Source organism: Streptomyces sp. NPDC050121 (assembly GCF_044460385.1).
GTDB lineage: Bacteria > Actinomycetota > Actinomycetes > Streptomycetales > Streptomycetaceae > Streptomyces > Streptomyces soliscabiei.
This window is the reverse complement of sequence record NZ_JBITJV010000051.1, coordinates 15,473-31,923: the sequence shown is the minus strand read 5'-3', so window position 1 is coordinate 31,923 and position 16,451 is coordinate 15,473. Positions and strand designations below refer to the sequence as shown.

General features: G+C 72.8%; 13 protein-coding genes and 1 pseudogene. 10 read left to right on the top strand and 4 right to left on the bottom strand.

The window, feature by feature from the left end; all coding sequences use genetic code 11:
* Positions 1-41 precede the first annotated feature (41 nt).
* Entirely contained in the window at positions 42-743 is a 702-nt protein-coding gene (locus tag ACIBTS_RS43540) for a methyltransferase domain-containing protein (protein WP_399326704.1), read from the top strand.
* A gap of 70 nt (positions 744-813) precedes the next feature.
* On the opposite strand, the gene ACIBTS_RS43535 is transcribed toward ACIBTS_RS43540, so the two are convergent.
* Entirely contained in the window at positions 814-1,026 is a 213-nt protein-coding gene (locus tag ACIBTS_RS43535; protein WP_079662828.1) for a hypothetical protein, read from the bottom strand.
* Between the two features lie 114 nt (positions 1,027-1,140).
* Here ACIBTS_RS43535 and ACIBTS_RS43530 point away from each other — a divergent pair, with 114 nt between their 5' ends.
* Positions 1,141-2,349, top strand: a complete 1,209-nt coding sequence (locus ACIBTS_RS43530; RefSeq protein WP_399326702.1) for a bifunctional adenosylcobinamide kinase/adenosylcobinamide-phosphate guanylyltransferase — start codon at positions 1,141-1,143, stop codon at positions 2,347-2,349.
* Positions 2,350-2,869: 520 nt separating this feature from the next.
* Here ACIBTS_RS43530 and ACIBTS_RS43525 read toward each other — a convergent pair.
* Complete coding sequence (locus ACIBTS_RS43525) at positions 2,870-3,769, bottom strand: class I SAM-dependent methyltransferase (protein ID WP_399326700.1); 900 nt, start codon at positions 3,767-3,769, stop codon at positions 2,870-2,872.
* Positions 3,770-3,942: 173 nt separating this feature from the next.
* Between ACIBTS_RS43525 and cobT the strand changes: the two genes are divergently transcribed.
* The 3 genes and pseudogenes from cobT to ACIBTS_RS43510 form a co-directional block, all read left to right on the top strand.
* Positions 3,943-5,040 carry a nicotinate-nucleotide--dimethylbenzimidazole phosphoribosyltransferase gene (gene cobT, locus ACIBTS_RS43520; protein WP_399326698.1) on the top strand — a complete coding sequence of 366 codons (1,098 nt, stop codon included), beginning with the start codon at positions 3,943-3,945 and terminating at the stop codon, positions 5,038-5,040.
* Between the two features lie 73 nt (positions 5,041-5,113).
* A complete protein-coding gene (locus ACIBTS_RS43515) occupies positions 5,114-6,841 on the top strand; it encodes a phosphatidylglycerol lysyltransferase domain-containing protein (RefSeq protein ID WP_399326697.1) in 1,728 nt (575 codons plus the stop codon).
* A pseudogene (locus tag ACIBTS_RS43510) lies at positions 6,838-7,473 on the top strand (hypothetical protein); the annotation flags it as partial. The gene ACIBTS_RS43515 and the pseudogene ACIBTS_RS43510, both read left to right, overlap by 4 nt.
* Positions 7,474-7,531: 58 nt before the next feature.
* On the opposite strand, the gene ACIBTS_RS43505 reads toward ACIBTS_RS43510, so the two are convergent.
* A complete protein-coding gene (locus tag ACIBTS_RS43505; RefSeq protein ID WP_399326695.1) occupies positions 7,532-8,296 on the bottom strand; it encodes a hypothetical protein in 765 nt (254 codons plus the stop codon).
* Between the two features lie 73 nt (positions 8,297-8,369).
* Here ACIBTS_RS43505 and ACIBTS_RS43500 point away from each other — a divergent pair, with 73 nt between their 5' ends.
* Entirely contained in the window at positions 8,370-9,212 is an 843-nt protein-coding gene (locus tag ACIBTS_RS43500; protein ID WP_399326693.1) for an adenosylcobinamide-GDP ribazoletransferase, read from the top strand.
* On the opposite strand, the gene ACIBTS_RS43495 is transcribed toward ACIBTS_RS43500, so the two are convergent.
* Positions 9,209-10,048, bottom strand: a complete 840-nt coding sequence (locus tag ACIBTS_RS43495; RefSeq protein WP_399326691.1) for an endo alpha-1,4 polygalactosaminidase — start codon at positions 10,046-10,048, stop codon at positions 9,209-9,211. The two genes, ACIBTS_RS43500 and ACIBTS_RS43495, sit on opposite strands and share 4 nt — an antisense overlap.
* Before the next feature lie 326 nt (positions 10,049-10,374).
* Between ACIBTS_RS43495 and ACIBTS_RS43490 the strand changes: the two genes are divergently transcribed.
* The 4 genes from ACIBTS_RS43490 to ACIBTS_RS43475 all read left to right on the top strand — a co-directional run bounded on the left by ACIBTS_RS43490 (position 10,375) and on the right by ACIBTS_RS43475 (position 16,274).
* Positions 10,375-11,931 (top strand): leucyl aminopeptidase, encoded by a 1,557-nt coding sequence (locus ACIBTS_RS43490; RefSeq protein ID WP_319677086.1) that lies wholly within the window; start codon positions 10,375-10,377, stop codon positions 11,929-11,931.
* 270 nt (positions 11,932-12,201) lie between these two features.
* Complete coding sequence (gene lpdA, locus ACIBTS_RS43485; RefSeq protein WP_079662820.1) at positions 12,202-13,590, top strand: dihydrolipoyl dehydrogenase; 1,389 nt, start codon at positions 12,202-12,204, stop codon at positions 13,588-13,590.
* Between the two features lie 66 nt (positions 13,591-13,656).
* Positions 13,657-15,453 carry a 2-oxoglutarate dehydrogenase, E2 component, dihydrolipoamide succinyltransferase gene (sucB, locus tag ACIBTS_RS43480; protein ID WP_399326688.1) on the top strand — a complete coding sequence of 599 codons (1,797 nt, stop codon included), beginning with the start codon at positions 13,657-13,659 and terminating at the stop codon, positions 15,451-15,453.
* 197 nt (positions 15,454-15,650) lie between these two features.
* Positions 15,651-16,274: a GntR family transcriptional regulator gene (locus ACIBTS_RS43475; RefSeq protein WP_079662818.1), complete on the top strand. Its 624-nt coding sequence runs from the start codon at positions 15,651-15,653 to the stop codon at positions 16,272-16,274.
* Positions 16,275-16,451 lie beyond the last annotated feature (177 nt).

Here is a 16,451-nt window from a genome sequence, read left to right as displayed (position 1 = left end):
GCAGGCTGGGCGGGCTGCGTGACGTCGTACGACAGGAGCTGGTGGCCCGGCAGCTCGACGAGCAGATAGCGGCGCGCTACCCGGTGGGGCAGCGGCTGCGGGTCCTCGACGTCGGAATGGGCCAGGGCACGCAGGCGCTGCGGCTGGCCCGGCTCGGGCATCAGGTGACCGGCCTCGAGCAGGACGCGACGATGATCGCCGCGGCCCGCGAGGCGCTGGGCGGCGAACCCGAGGGCATCCGGGAGCGGATGCGGATCATCGAGGGCGACGGCCGCGACACCGGAGTGCACTTCCTGCCCGGCAGCTTCGACGTGGTGCTGTGCCACGGCGTGCTCATGTACGTCGCGGAGCCGGATCCGCTGCTCGCGGGGCTCGCGCGGATGCTGGCGCCGGGCGGTCTGCTGTCGCTGCTGGTCAGGAACGCGGACGCGCTGGCCATGCGGCCGGGCCTGTCCGGCGACTGGACGGGCACGCTGGACGCCTTCGACTCCGACGCCTATCGCAACCGGCTGGGGCTCGACGTACGGGCGGACCGGCTGACGACGCTGACCGGCACGCTCGCCGGGATCGGCGCTCCGCTGCAAACCTGGTACGGCGTGCGGGTCTTCACGGACACCGCGGCGGACGGGGCAAAGATCCCGGGCGACGTCGAGGCCCTGCTGGCCGCCGAGGAGCGGGCCGGGCGGACCGATCCCTACCGGCAGGTGGCGGCGCTGCTGCACCTGTGCGGGGTGCGCGGCTGAGCGGTCGCGCTCCGCTCGTACGAGTGAACGGCATACGGGGTGGCCGTGGTGGGGCCACCCCGCTGTGCGGCTACGCCTCGTTCGCGCGCAGGCTCATCGGGCCGTAGATCTCGGTGGAGTCCTCGAACAGCCGTACCTGGTCCGCGCCGCCTTCGAGGAGGTCCTTCCACACTTCCCCGATCCAGGACTCGGCGTCCCCCTGCGTGGTGAACTCCTCGGGCTGCACCGCGGGTTGGACCTCCGTCCCGTCGGCCTTCTCGAACCGCCACGTCCATGCCGCCATGTACGCCTCCCAGCTGTGACCACGTGCAGAGCAGAAGCCGGATCTTGGTCCGGCTCCTGCCGAGCAGCCTAGTCGGATGCGCAAGACCAGGTCAGACAGGCGAAAATCAGCTCCGTGGAAGTCACTCTGCTCGGTACCGGCGCCCCCGCGGGCCTGCCCCGCCCCGACTGTTCCTGCTCCGTGTGCGCGACCTCGCTCGGTGCGCACGCGCGCGCGGCGACCGCGTTGCTCGTGGACGGGACGCTGCTGCTCGATCTGACGCCGGGCGCCGCGTTCGCCGCCGCGCGCGCGGGTCACTCGCTGGGCGGGGTGCGGCAGGTGCTGCTGACGCATCCGCACGACGGGCCACCGGTGGAGGTGCCGGCCGGGCTGCCGCAGCCCGGCCGGGTGCCGGACGGGCGGGAGTTGGCGCTGCTGACGGGGCATCGGGTGCGGGCCGTGGCGATGGACGCGCCGGGCACCGGGTACGCGGTCAGCGGCCCGGACGGGCAGCGGCTGCTGTATCTGCCGCCCGGGGGCGCGCCGGCGGGCCTGGAGGAGGGGTCGGGGGCCGCCGAGCGGTACGACATGGTCCTCGCGGATCTCGTGGGGCGGCCGGACGCGCTGGCGAAGCTGCGGGCGGTGGGCGCGGTGGGGCCGACGACGGACGTGGTCGCCGTCCACCTGGACCACGACGTGCCGCCGGGCGTGGAGCTCGCGCGGCGGCTCGCTGCGGCGGGGGCGCGGGCGGTGGCGGACGGGTCGACGCTGACGGTGGGGGTGTACGAGGAGGTGCCGGACGTGCCGAGGCGGACGCTGGTGCTGGGCGGGGCCCGGTCGGGGAAGTCGGTGGAGGCCGAGCGCCGGTTGGAGTCCTTCCCGGACGTGCTGTACGTCGCCACCGGGGGGACGCGCGGCGGCGACACCGAGTGGGCGTCGCGGGTCGCGGCGCACCGAGAGCGGCGGCCGGGGTCCTGGCGGACGACGGAGACCTGCGACCTGGTGCCGTTGCTCGCGGCGGAGGGGGCGCCGCTACTGATCGACTGTCTGTCGCTGTGGCTGACGGACGCCATGGACTCCGTCGGGGCGTGGGACGACGCGGTGTGGGCGGACGGCGGCGAGAAGGCGCTGCGCGCGCGGGTGACGGAGTTGGCGGCGGCCGTGCGCTCGGCGCGGCGGACCGTCGTACTGGTGTCGAACGAGGTCGGCTCCGGGATCGTGCCGGCCACGGCGTCGGGGCGGCGCTACCGGGACGAACTGGGCCGACTGAACGCGGCGGTCGCCACCGAGTGCGAACAGGTCGTACTGGTGGTAGCAGGCCAAGCCCTACCCCTACGCGCCTGACCGTCCGGCTCCCGCCCACAGGCTCCGGCCCGGAGCCGGCCCCGGGCTCCGGCCCGCCGGGGGGGTGGGCCGCGGGGGCGGGCCGTCGGGGGGCGGGCCGTCGGTGGGGCCGTCGGGGGGCCGTCGGGGGGGCGGGCCGTCGCCGGCGTCGAGCCGCCGGGGTGCGGCCACGGGGCTCCGGATCGCGGGCTCCGAGCCTCAGGGCCCCAGGCCGCAGGGTTCTCGGGCCGCAGGGTTCTCGGTCGCGAGGCTCCGGGGCGCCGGGCTCCGGGACGCGAGGCTCCGAATCGCGGGCTCCGAGCCGCCGCGCTCCGAACCGCCGGGCTCCGGGACGCGGGCACCGACTCGCCGGGCTTCGGGACGCCGGGCTCCGGGACGCGAGGCTCCGAATCGCGGGCTCCGAGGCACCGGGCACCGAGCCGCCGGGCTCCGGGGCGCGGGGCTTCAGGGCGCGGGGCTTCAGGGCGCGGGGCTTCAGGGCGCGGGGCTTCGAGGTGTCGGGGGGCGGGGATGTGGGGGGTTAGGGCTTGCGGGCGATGAGGCGGTAGGCGTTTGAGAAGCGGGTTCGGCGCAGGGCTGGGGCCAGGGCGTGGTCGAGGGTGGCGGCCAGGGCGGTCAGGGGGCCGGCCGTGCGGCGCAGCCGGGTCCGGTTCAGGTAGAGCGAGGCCGCCGTCGCCAGGTCGTGCGGGGTGTGCGGGGCCCTGCGGTCCGTCACGACGATCTCGCAGCCCCGGGCCTGGAGTTCCGTGCGGAGGTTGGCCAGGGGGATCAGGTGGAGGTGGCGGGGCTGGTCGTGGGAGTGCCACCACTTGCCGAGGACGGCGGCGGACGCGCTGGAGGGGTCCGGGAGTTCCAGGAGGAGGTGGCCGCCGGGGCGCAGGGCGGTCAGCGCCGCCGCGAGCTCCTTCCTCGGCTCCCGGGTGTGTTCCAGGTGGTGGAGCATGCTGACCACGTCGTAGCGGCCTCGCACGCGGGACAGGACCTCCGGTGCCGTCAGATGGCCCACGTGGGCCTCCTCGAGGCGGCCCGCGGCTCTCGCCCGCTCCACTCGGAGGGTCGGGTCCACCCCGTCGAACGCCGTGTAGACGAACAGTTCCTTCGCCGCCGCAGGGAAGGGCGCGTCCCCCGTCCCGACGTCCAGCCAGCTCTCCGGTTCGGGGAAGGGCAGCATCGCCCGTGCCGTGGCCCTCAGCTGCCCGTGGCCGGCCCGCTGGTCGCTCTCCGCGCCGTACAGCTTGAGTCCCTCGGTGGTCAGGCGCGGGTTCTGGAAGGCGTGGGCGCAGTCCCGGCACTCCTCGACCACGAACGTGCCGGGTCTGCGGTGGCGCAGGTCCGGTGCGCGCAGCCGGGTGCGCAGGCGTTTCGAGCCGCACCAGGGGCAGTCGTCGCGGCGCGGCTCGTGGACGGGCCTGGGGGGCATGAGCGGCTCCGGGGGGAGGACGGGATGAGCACACGACAGGCGAACGACAATTTGTGGCAAAACGGAACGTATGGGATACCGATCTCCGGTGCAATGACGTCACGGGGGCGCGGTGGGGGCGTGGTGACGATGTAGCGCTGAACCGTTCGATCAGTGCCGGTACTGTTCGGCGAATGAGCTCGCTTAATCTCGACGACTTCACCGATCTGATCGAGCGCCCCGACGGCGGGGTGCGCCGCGACGCGGAGGCGCGCCGGGAACGTCAGGTCGTGCCGCCCGGTTCGCTGGGGCGCCTGGACGACCTGGGTGAGTGGCTGGCGGCGGCGCAGGGCGCGGCGCCCGTGCGGCCGGTCGAGCGGCCGCGGGTGGTGCTGTTCGCCGGCGACCACGGCATCGCCGAGCTCGGCGTCTCCGTCCGGCCCGCGGGCAGCGCCGCGGAGTTGGTGCGCGAGGTCCTGGAGGGCGGCCGTCCGGTCTCCGTGCTCGCCCGCCGTCTCGGCGTGCCGTTGCGGGTCGTGGACATGGCCCTGGACTGCGACCCGGACCTGTTCCCCGAGGACGTCGTACGGCATCGGGTGCGGCGCGGCAGCGGCCGGATCGACATCGAGGACGCGCTGACGGTCGAGGAGGCGGAGGCCGCCTTCCGGGCGGGCGTGGCCGTCGCCGACGAGGAGGCCGACTCCGGCACGGATCTGGTCGTGCTCGGCGACATCAGCGTCGGCGGGACGACGGCGGCGGGCGTGCTGGTCGCCGCGCTGTGCGGGACGGACGCGTCCGTGGTGACCGGGCGGGGCGGCGAGGCGATCGACGACCTGGCGTGGATGCGCAAGTGCGCCGCGATCCGGGACGCGTTGCGCCGGGCGCGGCCGGTGCTCGGCGAGCAGTTGCAGCTGCTGGCGACGGTGGGCGGCGCCGACCTCGCCGCCATGACGGGTTTTCTGCTCCAGTGCGCGGTGCGGAAGTTGCCGGTCGTCCTGGACGGCGTCGTGGCGGCGGCGTGCGCGCTCGTCGGGCAGCGGATCGCGTTCCGGGCGCCGGACTGGTGGCTGGCCGCACACAAGAGCGGTGAACCGGGGCAGGCGAAGGCACTCGATCGGATGGCTCTGGAACCGCTCCTTGACCAGGGCGTGAGGGTCGGCGAGGGCGCCGGCGCCCTGCTCGCACTGCCGTTGGTGCAGGCAGCGGCGGCACTGGCCGCGGAACTCCCCGAGAAGCCGGAGGTGTCCGAGGACAAGTCCGAGGGCTCCGAGGAGGAGCCGACGCAGGAGTAGGGGCCCGGGGGAAAACGGACAGGCGGCGCCAAAAGAGCGGTTTCCCGGAAGTGCACCCATATGATCACCACTCATGGGCAACACCCGGGGCGCCGCCGCCTTCGCCGTCTGGTACCTGCGGGCCGTCGCGTTCGTCAACTTCCTCAGTGCCGTGTGGGTCTCCCTGGGGCAGGACGTGCGGCGGCACAACCAGGAGAACCTGTTCACGCCGTATCTGCTGACGGCCGGCTTCGCGTCCGGGGTCTTCACCGCGTTCCTGGCCGTCACCATGCGGCGGCGCAAACGGGCCGCGTGGATCCTCAACCTCGGTCTCAGCGGGGCGTTCCTGGGGCTGTTCTCACTGGCCATGACGTTTCCGGAGATCAGGCGCTGCCCGCAGAACTGGGTCTCCCTCGCGCTGACCGCCGCGTTCGTGGTCGCGCTGCTCGCCGGGCGGCGGGAGTTCTACGCCAAGGGCGACCGGTCCAACCCGAAGCTCGCCGCGGCCGTCGGCGTCGGCGGACTGCTGGCCGCCTCGCTGCTGGCCGCGCTGCTGGTGACGGTCACCAACCGGGCCTTCGCCCCCTCCACCTTCCTGCAGCGCTGGCGCTACGGCACGCTGCGGCTGGTCTCCGTCGCCGCCGACGACTACCGCGTCCCCGGGATCGCCACGCCCACCTGGGTGGACGTCGCCGTCAACGTGCTGAGCACGGTCCTCGTCCTCGCCGTGCTGTACGCGGCGTTCCGCTCCCGGCGCGCCGTCGACCCGCTCACCGAGGACGACGAGAAACGGCTGCGGGAGCTCCTCGACCGGCACGGTGAGCGGGACTCGCTCGGCTACTTCGCGCTGCGCCGCGAGAAGAGCGTGTGCTTCTCGCCGACCGGCAAGGCGGCCGTCGCCTACCGCGTCCTCGGCGGGGTGTCGCTGGCGTCCGGGGATCCGCTCGGGGATCCGGAGGCCTGGCCGGGGGCGATCGAGCCGTGGCTGTCCGAGGCGCGGGCGCACGGGTGGATCCCGGCGGTGATGGGCGCGAGCGAGGAAGCCGGGACCGTGTACGCCCGGCACGGACTGGACGCGCTGGAACTCGGGGACGAGGCGATCGTCGAGGTCGCCGAGTTCACCCTCGAAGGACGTGCCATGCGGACCGTCCGGCAGGCGTACAACCGGGTCCGCCGGGCCGGGTACACCGTGCGGGTACGGCGGCACGAGGACATCCCCGCCGACGAGATGGCGTACCTGCTGCGGCGCGCCGACGACTGGCGCGACGGGGCCACGGAGCGCGGGTTCAGCATGGCGCTGGGGCGGCTCGGGGACCCGGAGGACGGCCGCTGCGTGATGCTGGAGTGCACCGACGCCGACGGTGAGCTGCGGGCCCTGCTCTCGTTCGTGCCGTGGGGGCCGCACGGCCTGTCCCTCGACCTGATGCGCCGGGACCGCGCCTGCGACAACGGCCTGATGGAGTTCATGGTCCTCGAACTCCTGCGCCGGGCCCAGGAGACGCGAGAGATCCGGATCACCCAGGTTTCGCTCAACTTCGCCGTGTTCCGGTCGGTCTTCGAAAGGGGCGCACGCCTCGGCGCCGGGCCGGTGCTGAGGCTGTGGCGGTCGCTGCTCAGCTTCTTCTCCCGCTGGTGGCAGATCGAGTCGCTGTACCGCGCCAACGCCAAGTACCGGCCCATCTGGGAACCCCGCTTCCTGCTCTTCGAGAAGAGCGCGGACCTGCCCCGCATCGGCCTCGCCGCGGCCCGGGCGGAGGGGTTTCTGGAAGCGCCGGGGCTGCCGAAGTGGTTGCACCGCAAGCATCTGGAGACCCACCGATGAACCGGATCGCCCGCTGGGCCCGCGCCGAATGGGGTGCGCTGTACCTGGCCGTACGCACCCCGCTGGTGCGGCGGTCTCGGCGGGCGGTGCCCATGAGGCTGGCGCCCATGACTCTGGCGGCGGTGTGTCTGACGTCGGTGACGCAGGTCGTGCAGAACCAGTCGTGGGGCTATCAGCCGGTCCAGAACCTCGGTGCGGTGAGGGCGCAGGACGCCTTGTGGCTCGCCCTGCTGCGCACCCCGCTCTCGCTCTTCGTCCCCGCGCTGGACCTGCCGGTGTGGGGCGCCCTCGCGCAGCTTCTGCTGGTGTTCGGCCTCGCGGAGCTCTGCCTCGGCTGGTGGCGCACCCTCGTCATCGCCTACGCCGCCACCCTCGCCGGCACCCTGTACGCCCGCGTGGGCATCGCCCTGGGCCCCGACGGACCCTTCGGCCTGCCGGTGGCCGACGCCCGCATCGTGGACACCGGTCCGTCGGCGGCCGTGGTCGGCCTCGCGGTGTTCCTGGGCTGGCGCTACCGCGCCCGCGCGACGGCGGCCGCGGTGGTCCTCGCCATGGTGGTGGAGGTCCTGCTGAAGAACAACCTGGCGGGCAAGGAGCATCTGGCGGCGATCGGGGCGGTGGTGGCGCTGTGCGCGTGCCGGCGCGGGGCGGGGCAGCCGGCCGACGTCCCTCCCCCGCCCGTCGGCGCCCTCACTCCCCCTTACGGGACTGAGCGAGCTCGGCGTCCGTCTTCCCGCCCAGCCAGTCCCCCACCCGCCGCCGGGGCCCGGCCCACCGCCGGTCGTGGCGATACGCGCGCAGCACGGCCTTGGCCCGCGCACGCGGACGACGGCCGTAGAACCTCCGGGCCCACGGCGACCCCGGCCGGGCCAGTCGAATGAAGCCCACCAGTCCCACGAACGGCACGAACACGCTGAAGACCGCCATCTTCGCCTTGCCCTTCGCCAGCACGGCCAGCGAGAACAGGAAGTTCACGACCACGGTCGAGATGACGCTCCCCCGGTCCTGAAGCTCCTCGTCGCTCATGTCGTTGACGCCGAACGGCGAGAAGCCCACCAGCAGCAGTCCGACCAGGGCCACGGTCAGCACCACGGCCTCCACGCTCTTGCGGCCCGCCTCCGTCCAGTACACGTCGTCGAGATGCAGGATCAGCGCGAACTCGTCGAGGACGAGGCCCGTGCCGATGCCGAAGACGATCGCGAAGGCGCCCGAGCCGAAGCCCCGCAGGCCGCTCGCCACCGCGCCGAAGCCGCCCGCGACGGTCAGCACCACGCCCGGCACCACGTGGTGGATGTGCACCCCGCCGGAGCTGATGTTGCCGAACGGGCCCCGGCCCGCCCGGATCAGACGCGTGATGACCCGGGTGATCAGGAACGTGAGCACGAACGCGGCCAGCGCGAGGAGCAGCGGGAGCTTGCCCGGTTCGACGATGTTGCGCTGCAGCCACTGGCCCATGCCGCCAGTTTCCCGGCGGGAGGGGCGGGCTGCCTCGCCGGTGCGGCGTCCGGGCTAGTCTGCCGCGGTGTCCATGACCTCGCCTCTCGACGGCCTTCGGTTCGCCTTCGGTACCCTCAGCGTGCTCCCGGTCAGGGTGACCCGCTGGGATCGGCAGGCCGCCCGTGGGGGCATGCTGAGCGCCCCGCTGGTCGGGCTGGTCGTCGGCGGCTGCGCGGCGGGGCTCGGGCTGCTGCTGCTCCGGCTGGGCGCGAGCCCGCTGCTGGCCGCCGTCGCCTCGGCCGCCGTGCCCGCCGTCCTCACCCGTGGTCTGCACCTGGACGGGCTGGCCGACACCGCGGACGGACTCGGCAGCGGCAAGCCCGCCGAGGACGCGCTGCGCATCATGAAGCAGTCCGACATCGGCCCGTTCGGCGTGCTCACGCTCGTCGTCGTGCTGCTCGCCCAGGTGGCCGCGCTGACGCAGCTCTACGAGGTCTCGTGGACCCTGGGCGCGCTGGCCGCCGTCGTCTCGGCGGCCGCCGCCCGGCTCGCGCTGACCCTGGCGGCCCGCGACGGGGTGCCGGCCGCGCGGCCGGAGGGGCTGGGGGCGGCGGTCGCGGGCGTGGTCCCGGTGCGGGGCGCGGTGATCGCCGCCGTCGCGGTCACGCTGGCGGCGGCGGCCGCGGGTGCGTGGCTCGGACCGTACGGGGGCGATGGCGTCGTCGTCGTCCTCGGGCCGGGTCCCCTTTTCGAGCCGTACGACGCCGTCCGCCCGGCGCTCGCGATCCTCGCCGCCCTCGCCGCCGCCGAACTCCTCCTACGGCACTGCACGCGCCGCTTCGGCGGGGTCACCGGGGACGTGTTCGGCGGCCTCGCCGAAACGGCGGCGACCACCGCCCTCGTGGTCTTCTGCCTGGGCCACCAGGGGGCCTAGGGCCTGGCCGGCGGGCAGGCCTCGCGCCACACTCCCAGTTCGTACTTCTTCAGCAGGGAACTCAGGTGCAGGCGGCGGGAGTCGGCGCAGAAGTCGCTGGTGGGGAGTTCGTACTCGACGTGGAAGACGGCCTTGCCCGCCTCGATGAAGGGAGTCATCTCCTCGCACTCGTCGTACTGGGCGCACTGTTCGTTGACGGCGAAGTCGAAGTCGGCGACGAGGGCGGGGATCTGGTCGAGGTCGTTCTTCAGGCCGACGGACATGCCCCGGTCGTGGGCGAGGCCGGCGATGAGACGGTTGTAGCGGAGCTGGTCGGCGGCCTTGATCGGGAAGCCGGTGGTGTTCTTGTAGCCGTCCATGTTGTCCGGCTCGACGGCGTCGAAGCCCTTGGCCCGGCACATGTCGAGGCGGGCCGCCATCAGCGGTTCGAGGACGTCGGTCCGGCGGATGTCGAGCCAGCGTTCGCCGTCCCAGCCGTTGCCTTTGCCGATCACCGATTCGGGGAATTTCGCGGCGTCGGGCCGCCAGTCCTCCCAGGCGCCGGTGGAGAGGTAGCAGATGACCTTGCGGCCGTCGTCGTGCAGCCCGGCGACCGTGTCCTTGGTCTGGTCGAAGCCGTCGATGTCGTAGACGGGCACGTCGACGGAGGTGTCGAGGCGTCCGCTGAGCTGCCACTGCCAGTCGATGCCGGGGGCGGGCTGCCAGACCTTCCCGCTCGCCGACGTCGCGCCCGATGACGAGCCGTCAGGCCGGTCCTGCGGTGGGTCGTCCGGCGCGGAGGCGCAGCCCGCGAGCAGCAGGCCGAGAAGGGGCAGCAGAACGGTCGGGCGTCTCACCGGGCGGGCTCCAGGATGTGCGGCAACGTACTCCACGATGATCGCCGTCCGACGCACCGAAACCCGACGGGTGTGACCCAGTTCATGGAGTGCGAGGATCGAGAAGTGGCTACGACGCCACCGACAGGTGAACACTCGCGTGCTGGGCGAACGCACACGCACGCGTACGCTCATTCCGGGATTCGCCGCACCGGTCCGCCGCGCCGGTGAGGCAGACCCCGGATACGACCGCACCCTCTGCCCGGCTCTAGGGTCGGCTGTCGGGCCTGGTCGACCCACACCCTCCGACCACAGCAACTCCACATCGGAAGCGAGATTTCACCACCGTGACTGTTCTCACTCTCAGCACCGCCGCGGCGCCCGGCCTCCGGGCCGACGCGATCGTGATCGGTGTCGCCAAGGGCGCCGCATCCAGGTCTGGCGACCTGATCGTTGCCCCAGGCGCCGAAGCCCTCGACAAGGCCTACGACGGCCGACTCGCCGGCGTCCTGGAAACCCTCGGTGCCTCCGGGGCCGAGGGCGAGGTGACGAAGCTGCCCGCCCCGGCCGGCTTCAAGGCGCCGCTCGTGCTCGCGGTGGGGCTCGGAGCCGAGCCCGAGAAGGACGCCGGTTTCGACGCCGAGGCGCTGCGCAGGGCCGCCGGCGTGGCCGCCCGCGCCCTCGCCGGCTCCAAGAAGGCCGCGTTCGCCCTGCCGGTGACCGACGCCGCCGACATCGGCGCGATCGCCGAGGGCGTGCTGCTCGGCGCGTACTCCTTCGACGCCTACAAGCAGACCGGCCCGGGCGGCAAGGACGCCAAGGCCAAGAACGGCAAGAACGGCAAGGCGCCGCTCGCCGAGGCCGCCCTGCTGGGCGGGAAGCCGCGCGACGCCGTCCACAAGGCCGCGCTGCTGCGTGCCGCCGCGGTCGGCGAGGAGCTCAACCGCGCCCGCGACCTGATCAACATGCCGCCCAACGACCTCGACCCGCAGGCGTTCGCCGCGCTCGCCCAGACGGCGGCCAAGGAGCACGGCATCAAGGTGCAGGTGCTCGACGACAAGGCCCTCGCCAAGGGCGGCTACGGCGGCATCCTGGGCGTCGGCTCCGGCTCGGCCGCCGCCCCGCGCCTGGTGAAGCTGTCGTACACCTCCGGCAAGGCGAAGAAGCACCTCGCCTTCGTCGGCAAGGGCATCACCTACGACTCGGGCGGCATCTCCCTGAAGCCGGCCGGGCACAACGAGACGATGAAGTGCGACATGAGCGGTGCGGCGGCGGTCTTCGCCGCGGTCGTCGCCGCCGCACGGCTCGGGCTCGAGGTCAACGTCACCGGCTGGCTGGCGCTCGCCGAGAACATGCCGTCGGGCTCCGCCACCCGCCCCGGTGACGTGCTGCGCATGTACAGCGGCAAGACCGTCGAGGTCCTCAACACCGACGCCGAGGGACGGCTGGTCCTGGCGGACGCGCTGTGGGCGGCCTCCGAGGAGAAGCCGGACGCGATCGTCGACGTGGCGACCCTGACCGGCGCGATGATGCTGGCGCTGGGCAGCCGGACCTTCGGGATCATGGCGAACGACGACGCGTTCCGCTCCGCGGTGCACGAGGCGGCCGAGGAGGTCGGCGAGCCGGCCTGGCCGATGCCGCTGCCGGAGCACCTGCGCAAGGGCATGGACTCCGGCGTCGCCGACATCGCGAACATGGGTGAGCGGATGGGCGGCGGGCTGGTGGCCGGGCTCTTCCTGCGGGAGTTCGTCGGCGAGGGGATCACCTGGGCGCACCTGGACATCGCCGGGCCCGCGTTCAACGAGGGGGGTCCCTTCGGGTACACGCCGAAGGGCGGTACGGGTACGGCGGTGCGGACGCTGGTGCGGCTCGCGGAGCTGACCGCCTCCGGCGATCTGGGCTGACGTTCGCCTGACAACTCGGTCCATTCCTTCACATGGCGACCGCAGGGGCGTGGGGGCTGGTCGCGCAGTTCCCCGCGCCCCTTTGGGGCGCTCATCTGAACGTGGGACGTCTCACACCCCGGCCCCGTGTCTCGTCCGCCTCCGACAAGTGCGAGGATGGGGCTCGGCAGGACAGGGCCCCCACCACAGGGCCGATAACAGAGCGGCCGGACACCAGCCGCCGACCGGTCACTGGAGACCGGCGTGGCGCACATGCATGGAGGACGTGACGTGGCGAACGACGCCAGCACCGTTTTCGACCTAGTGATCCTCGGCGGTGGTAGTGGCGGTTACGCCGCGGCCCTGCGCGGGGCGCAGCTGGGCCTGGACGTCGCCCTGATCGAGAAGGACAAGGTCGGCGGCACCTGCCTGCACCGGGGTTGCATCCCCACCAAGGCCCTGCTGCACGCGGGCGAGATCGCCGACCAGGCCCGCGAGAGCGAGCAGTTCGGCGTCAAGGCCACCTTCGAGGGCATCGACATCGCCGGGGTCCACAAGTACAAGGACGGCGTGATCTCCGGCCTGTACAAGGGTCTGCAGGGACTTGTCGCCTCCCGGAAGGTGACGTACATCGAGGGTGAGGGTCGGCTGTCCTCCCCCACCTCCGTCGACGTGAACGGCCGGCGGATCCAGGGGCGCCATGTGCTCCTGGCGACCGGCTCCGTGCCGAAGTCGCTGCCGGGCCTGGAGATCGACGGCAACCGGATCATCTCCTCCGACCACGCCCTCGTCCTGGACCGCGTGCCGAAGTCCGCGATCATCCTCGGCGGCGGTGTCATCGGCGTCGAGTTCGCCTCGGCGTGGAAGTCCTTCGGCTCCGACGTCACGGTCATCGAGGGTCTGAAGCACCTCGTGCCGGTCGAGGACGAGAACTCCTCCAAGCTTCTTGAGCGCGCGTTCCGCAAGCGCGGCATCAAGTTCAACCTGGGCACCTTCTTCTCGAAGGCCGAGTACACCGCCGACGGCGTCAAGGTCACCCTGGCCGACGGCAAGGAGTTCGAGGCCGAGGTCCTGCTGGTCGCGGTGGGCCGCGGGCCCGTCTCCGCCGGTCTGGGCTACGAGGAGCAGGGCGTCGCGATGGACCGCGGCTACGTCCTGGTCGACGAGTACATGCGCACCAACGTCCCGACGATCTCCGCGGTCGGCGACCTGGTCCCCACGCTCCAGCTCGCGCACGTCGGCTTCGCCGAGGGCATCCTGGTGGCGGAGCGGCTGGCCGGTCTCAAGGCCGTCCCGATCGACTACGACGGTGTGCCGCGGGTGACGTACTGCCACCCCGAGGTCGCCTCCGTGGGCATCACCGAGGCCAAGGCCAAGGAGATCTACGGCGCGGACAAGGTCGTCGCCCTGAAGTACAACCTGGCGGGCAACGGCAGGAGCAAGATCCTGAACACCTCGGGCGAGATCAAGCTCGTCCAGGTCAAGGACGGTGCCGTGGTCGGCGTCCACATGGTCGGTGACCGCATGGGCGAGCAGGTCGGCGAAGCCCAGCTGATCTACAACTGGGAGGCGCTGCCGGCCGAGGTCGCGCAGCTCATCCACGCCCACCCCACGCAGAACGAGGCGCTCGGCGAGGCCCACCTGGCCCTGGCGGGCAAGCCGCTGCACGCGCACGACTGACCCTCGGTCGAAACACGTCGAAGCGACGACTCAGACTTCCGCAATTCGTAAGGAGCAACCGAAACCATGGCGGTTTCCGTAACCCTTCCGGCGCTCGGCGAGAGCGTCACCGAGGGCACTGTCACCCGCTGGCTGAAGGCCGAGGGTGAGCGCGTAGAGGCCGACGAGCCGCTGCTCGAGGTGTCGACCGACAAGGTCGACACCGAGATCCCCTCCCCCGCCGCCGGCATCCTGGCCTCCATCAAGGTCGCCGAGGACGAGACGGTCGAGGTCGGCGCCGAGCTGGCCGTCATCGACGACGGCACGGGTGCGGCTGCTGCCGCTCCGGCGCCGGTCGCCGAGCCCGTCGCGGCCCCGGCTCCCGAGCCCACCCCGGCCGCCCAGCCCTCCACCGAGCAGGCCGCTCCCGCCCCGGCGCCCACCGCCGAGGCCGCCGCCGGCGCCGGTTCCGCGCAGGGCACGGACGTGGTCCTGCCCGCGCTCGGCGAGTCCGTCACCGAGGGCACCGTCACCCGCTGGCTGAAGTCGGTCGGCGACAGCGTCGAGGCCGACGAGCCGCTGCTGGAGGTGTCGACCGACAAGGTGGACACCGAGATCCCGGCGCCCACCTCGGGTGTGCTGCTGGAGATCACCGTCGGCGAGGACGAGACCGCCGAGGTCGGCGCCAAGCTCGCCGTCATCGGCGCCCCGGGCGCGGCCCCCGCGGCTGCTCCGGCGCCCGCTGCCCCGGCCCCGGCGCCCGCCGCCGCTGCCCCGGCCCCGGCCGCTCCGGCTCCGGCCGCTCCGGCTCCGGCTCCGGCCCCCGCCGCTCCGGCGCCCGCGCCGGTCGCCGCTGCCCCGGCTCCGGCCGCTCCGGCGCCCGCCCCGGTCGCTCCGGCTCCGGTCACCCCGGCGCCCGCGCCCGCGCCCGCCGCGCAGGCCACCGACGAGGGTGCGTACGTGACCCCGCTGGTGCGCAAGCTCGCCGCCGAGAACGGCGTCGACCTGGCCGCCGTCAAGGGCACCGGCGTAGGCGGTCGGATCCGCAAGCAGGACGTCCTCGCCGCCGCCGAGGCCGCGAAGGCCGCCGCCGCTGCCCCGGCTCCGGCCGCTGCGGCGCCTGCCGCCGCCGCGAAGAAGGCCCCGAAGCTCGAGGCCTCCCCGCTGCGCGGCCAGACCGTCAAGATGCCGCGCATCCGCAAGGTCATCGGCGACAACATGGTCAAGGCGCTGCACGAGCAGGCGCAGCTGTCGTCGGTCGTCGAGGTCGACGTCACCCGCCTGATGCGGCTGCGCGCCCAGGCCAAGGACTCCTTCGCCGCGCGCGAGGGGGTCAAGCTCTCCCCGATGCCGTTCTTCGTGAAGGCGGCGGCCCAGGCGCTGAAGGCCCACCCGGCCATCAACGCCCGGATCAACGTGGAAGAGGGCACGATCACCTACTTCGACACCGAGAGCGTCGGTATCGCGGTGGACTCGGAGAAGGGCCTGATGACCCCGGTCATCAAGCACGCGGGCGACCTGAACATCGCCGGCATCGCCAAGGCCACCGCCGATCTGGCGGGCAAGGTCCGGGCGAACAAGATCACTCCGGACGAGCTGTCCGGCGCGACCTTCACCATCTCCAACACCGGCTCGCGCGGCGCGCTGTTCGACACGATCATCGTGCCGCCGAACCAGGTCGCGATCCTCGGCATCGGCGCCACGGTCAAGCGTCCGGCCGTCATCGAGACGGAGGAGGGCACGGTCATCGGCGTCCGCGACATGACGTACCTGACCCTGTCCTACGACCACCGCCTGGTCGACGGCGCCGACGCGGCCCGTTACCTGACCGCGGTCAAGGCGATCCTGGAGGCGGGCGAGTTCGAGGTCGAGCTCGGCCTGTAACCCCTGAGGTTCAGCCATGGGTGCCCCCGTCCGGAGATTTCCGGGCGGGGGCGCTCGTCGTTCCGGCACCATGTAAGTCTCGTCTCACCTGCGTAAAAGCACCCCCACGTGCCCATCTGGAAAGCGCTCACGGCCGTATTGTCTAAGCGTCAGACGCCCCCGGGGCCGAGGGGCGGCCCCTGCTCGAAGGAGCCCTCATGACCGCGCCCGTCGTCCACTCGCTGCGCGAACAGATCCGCGAGCACATCGTGGAGGGGATCGTCAGCGGGCGCTGGAAGCCGGGCGAGCGGATCGTGGAGCGGCGGATCGCGACCGAGCTGGAGGTCAGCCAGACGCCGGTGCGGGAGGCGCTGCGGGAGCTGGAGTCGCTGCGGTTGATCGAGTCCGCGCCGAACAAGGGGGTGCGGGTGCGCAACCTGACGGCCGCCGACCTGGAGGAGAGCTACCCCGTCCGGGCCGGTCTGGAGGCGATCGCGGCGGAGCTGGCCGCCCAGCGGCTCGCCGAGGACTGCTCGGCCCTGGAACCGCATGTCGTCGCCCTGTACGAGGCCGACCGCGCGGCCGACGGGACGGGCCAGGTGCGGCACACCGTCGGCTTCCACCGGGAGCTGGTGCGGGCGGCCGGAAACTCGGTGCTGCTGCACACCTGGGAGGGCCTCGGCATCGAGGTGTTCACGGCGTTGTCCATCCGCTGGCTGGGCACCGTGCAGCAGTCGTACGCGGAGGAGCACGAGGAGCTGGTGGCCGCGTTCAAGCGGCGCGACCCGCGCATCGCGGAGTTGGTGAAGGCGCATGTCCTGGGCTGCGCGCCGCGGGCGTGACCTTGCGGCCACCAGTCGAGCAGTCAGCCGCTCACCTGCGCTCACCTGCGGAAACGACGGAAAATGGGCGGCACCCGGTGCCTGCCCGAAAGGCACCGGGTGCCGACTTTCTCGTAATCGAGAGGTTTTGCCCTTCAACCCTTTGATCGATCATCGATCAGGGAGTTACAGTCGCCG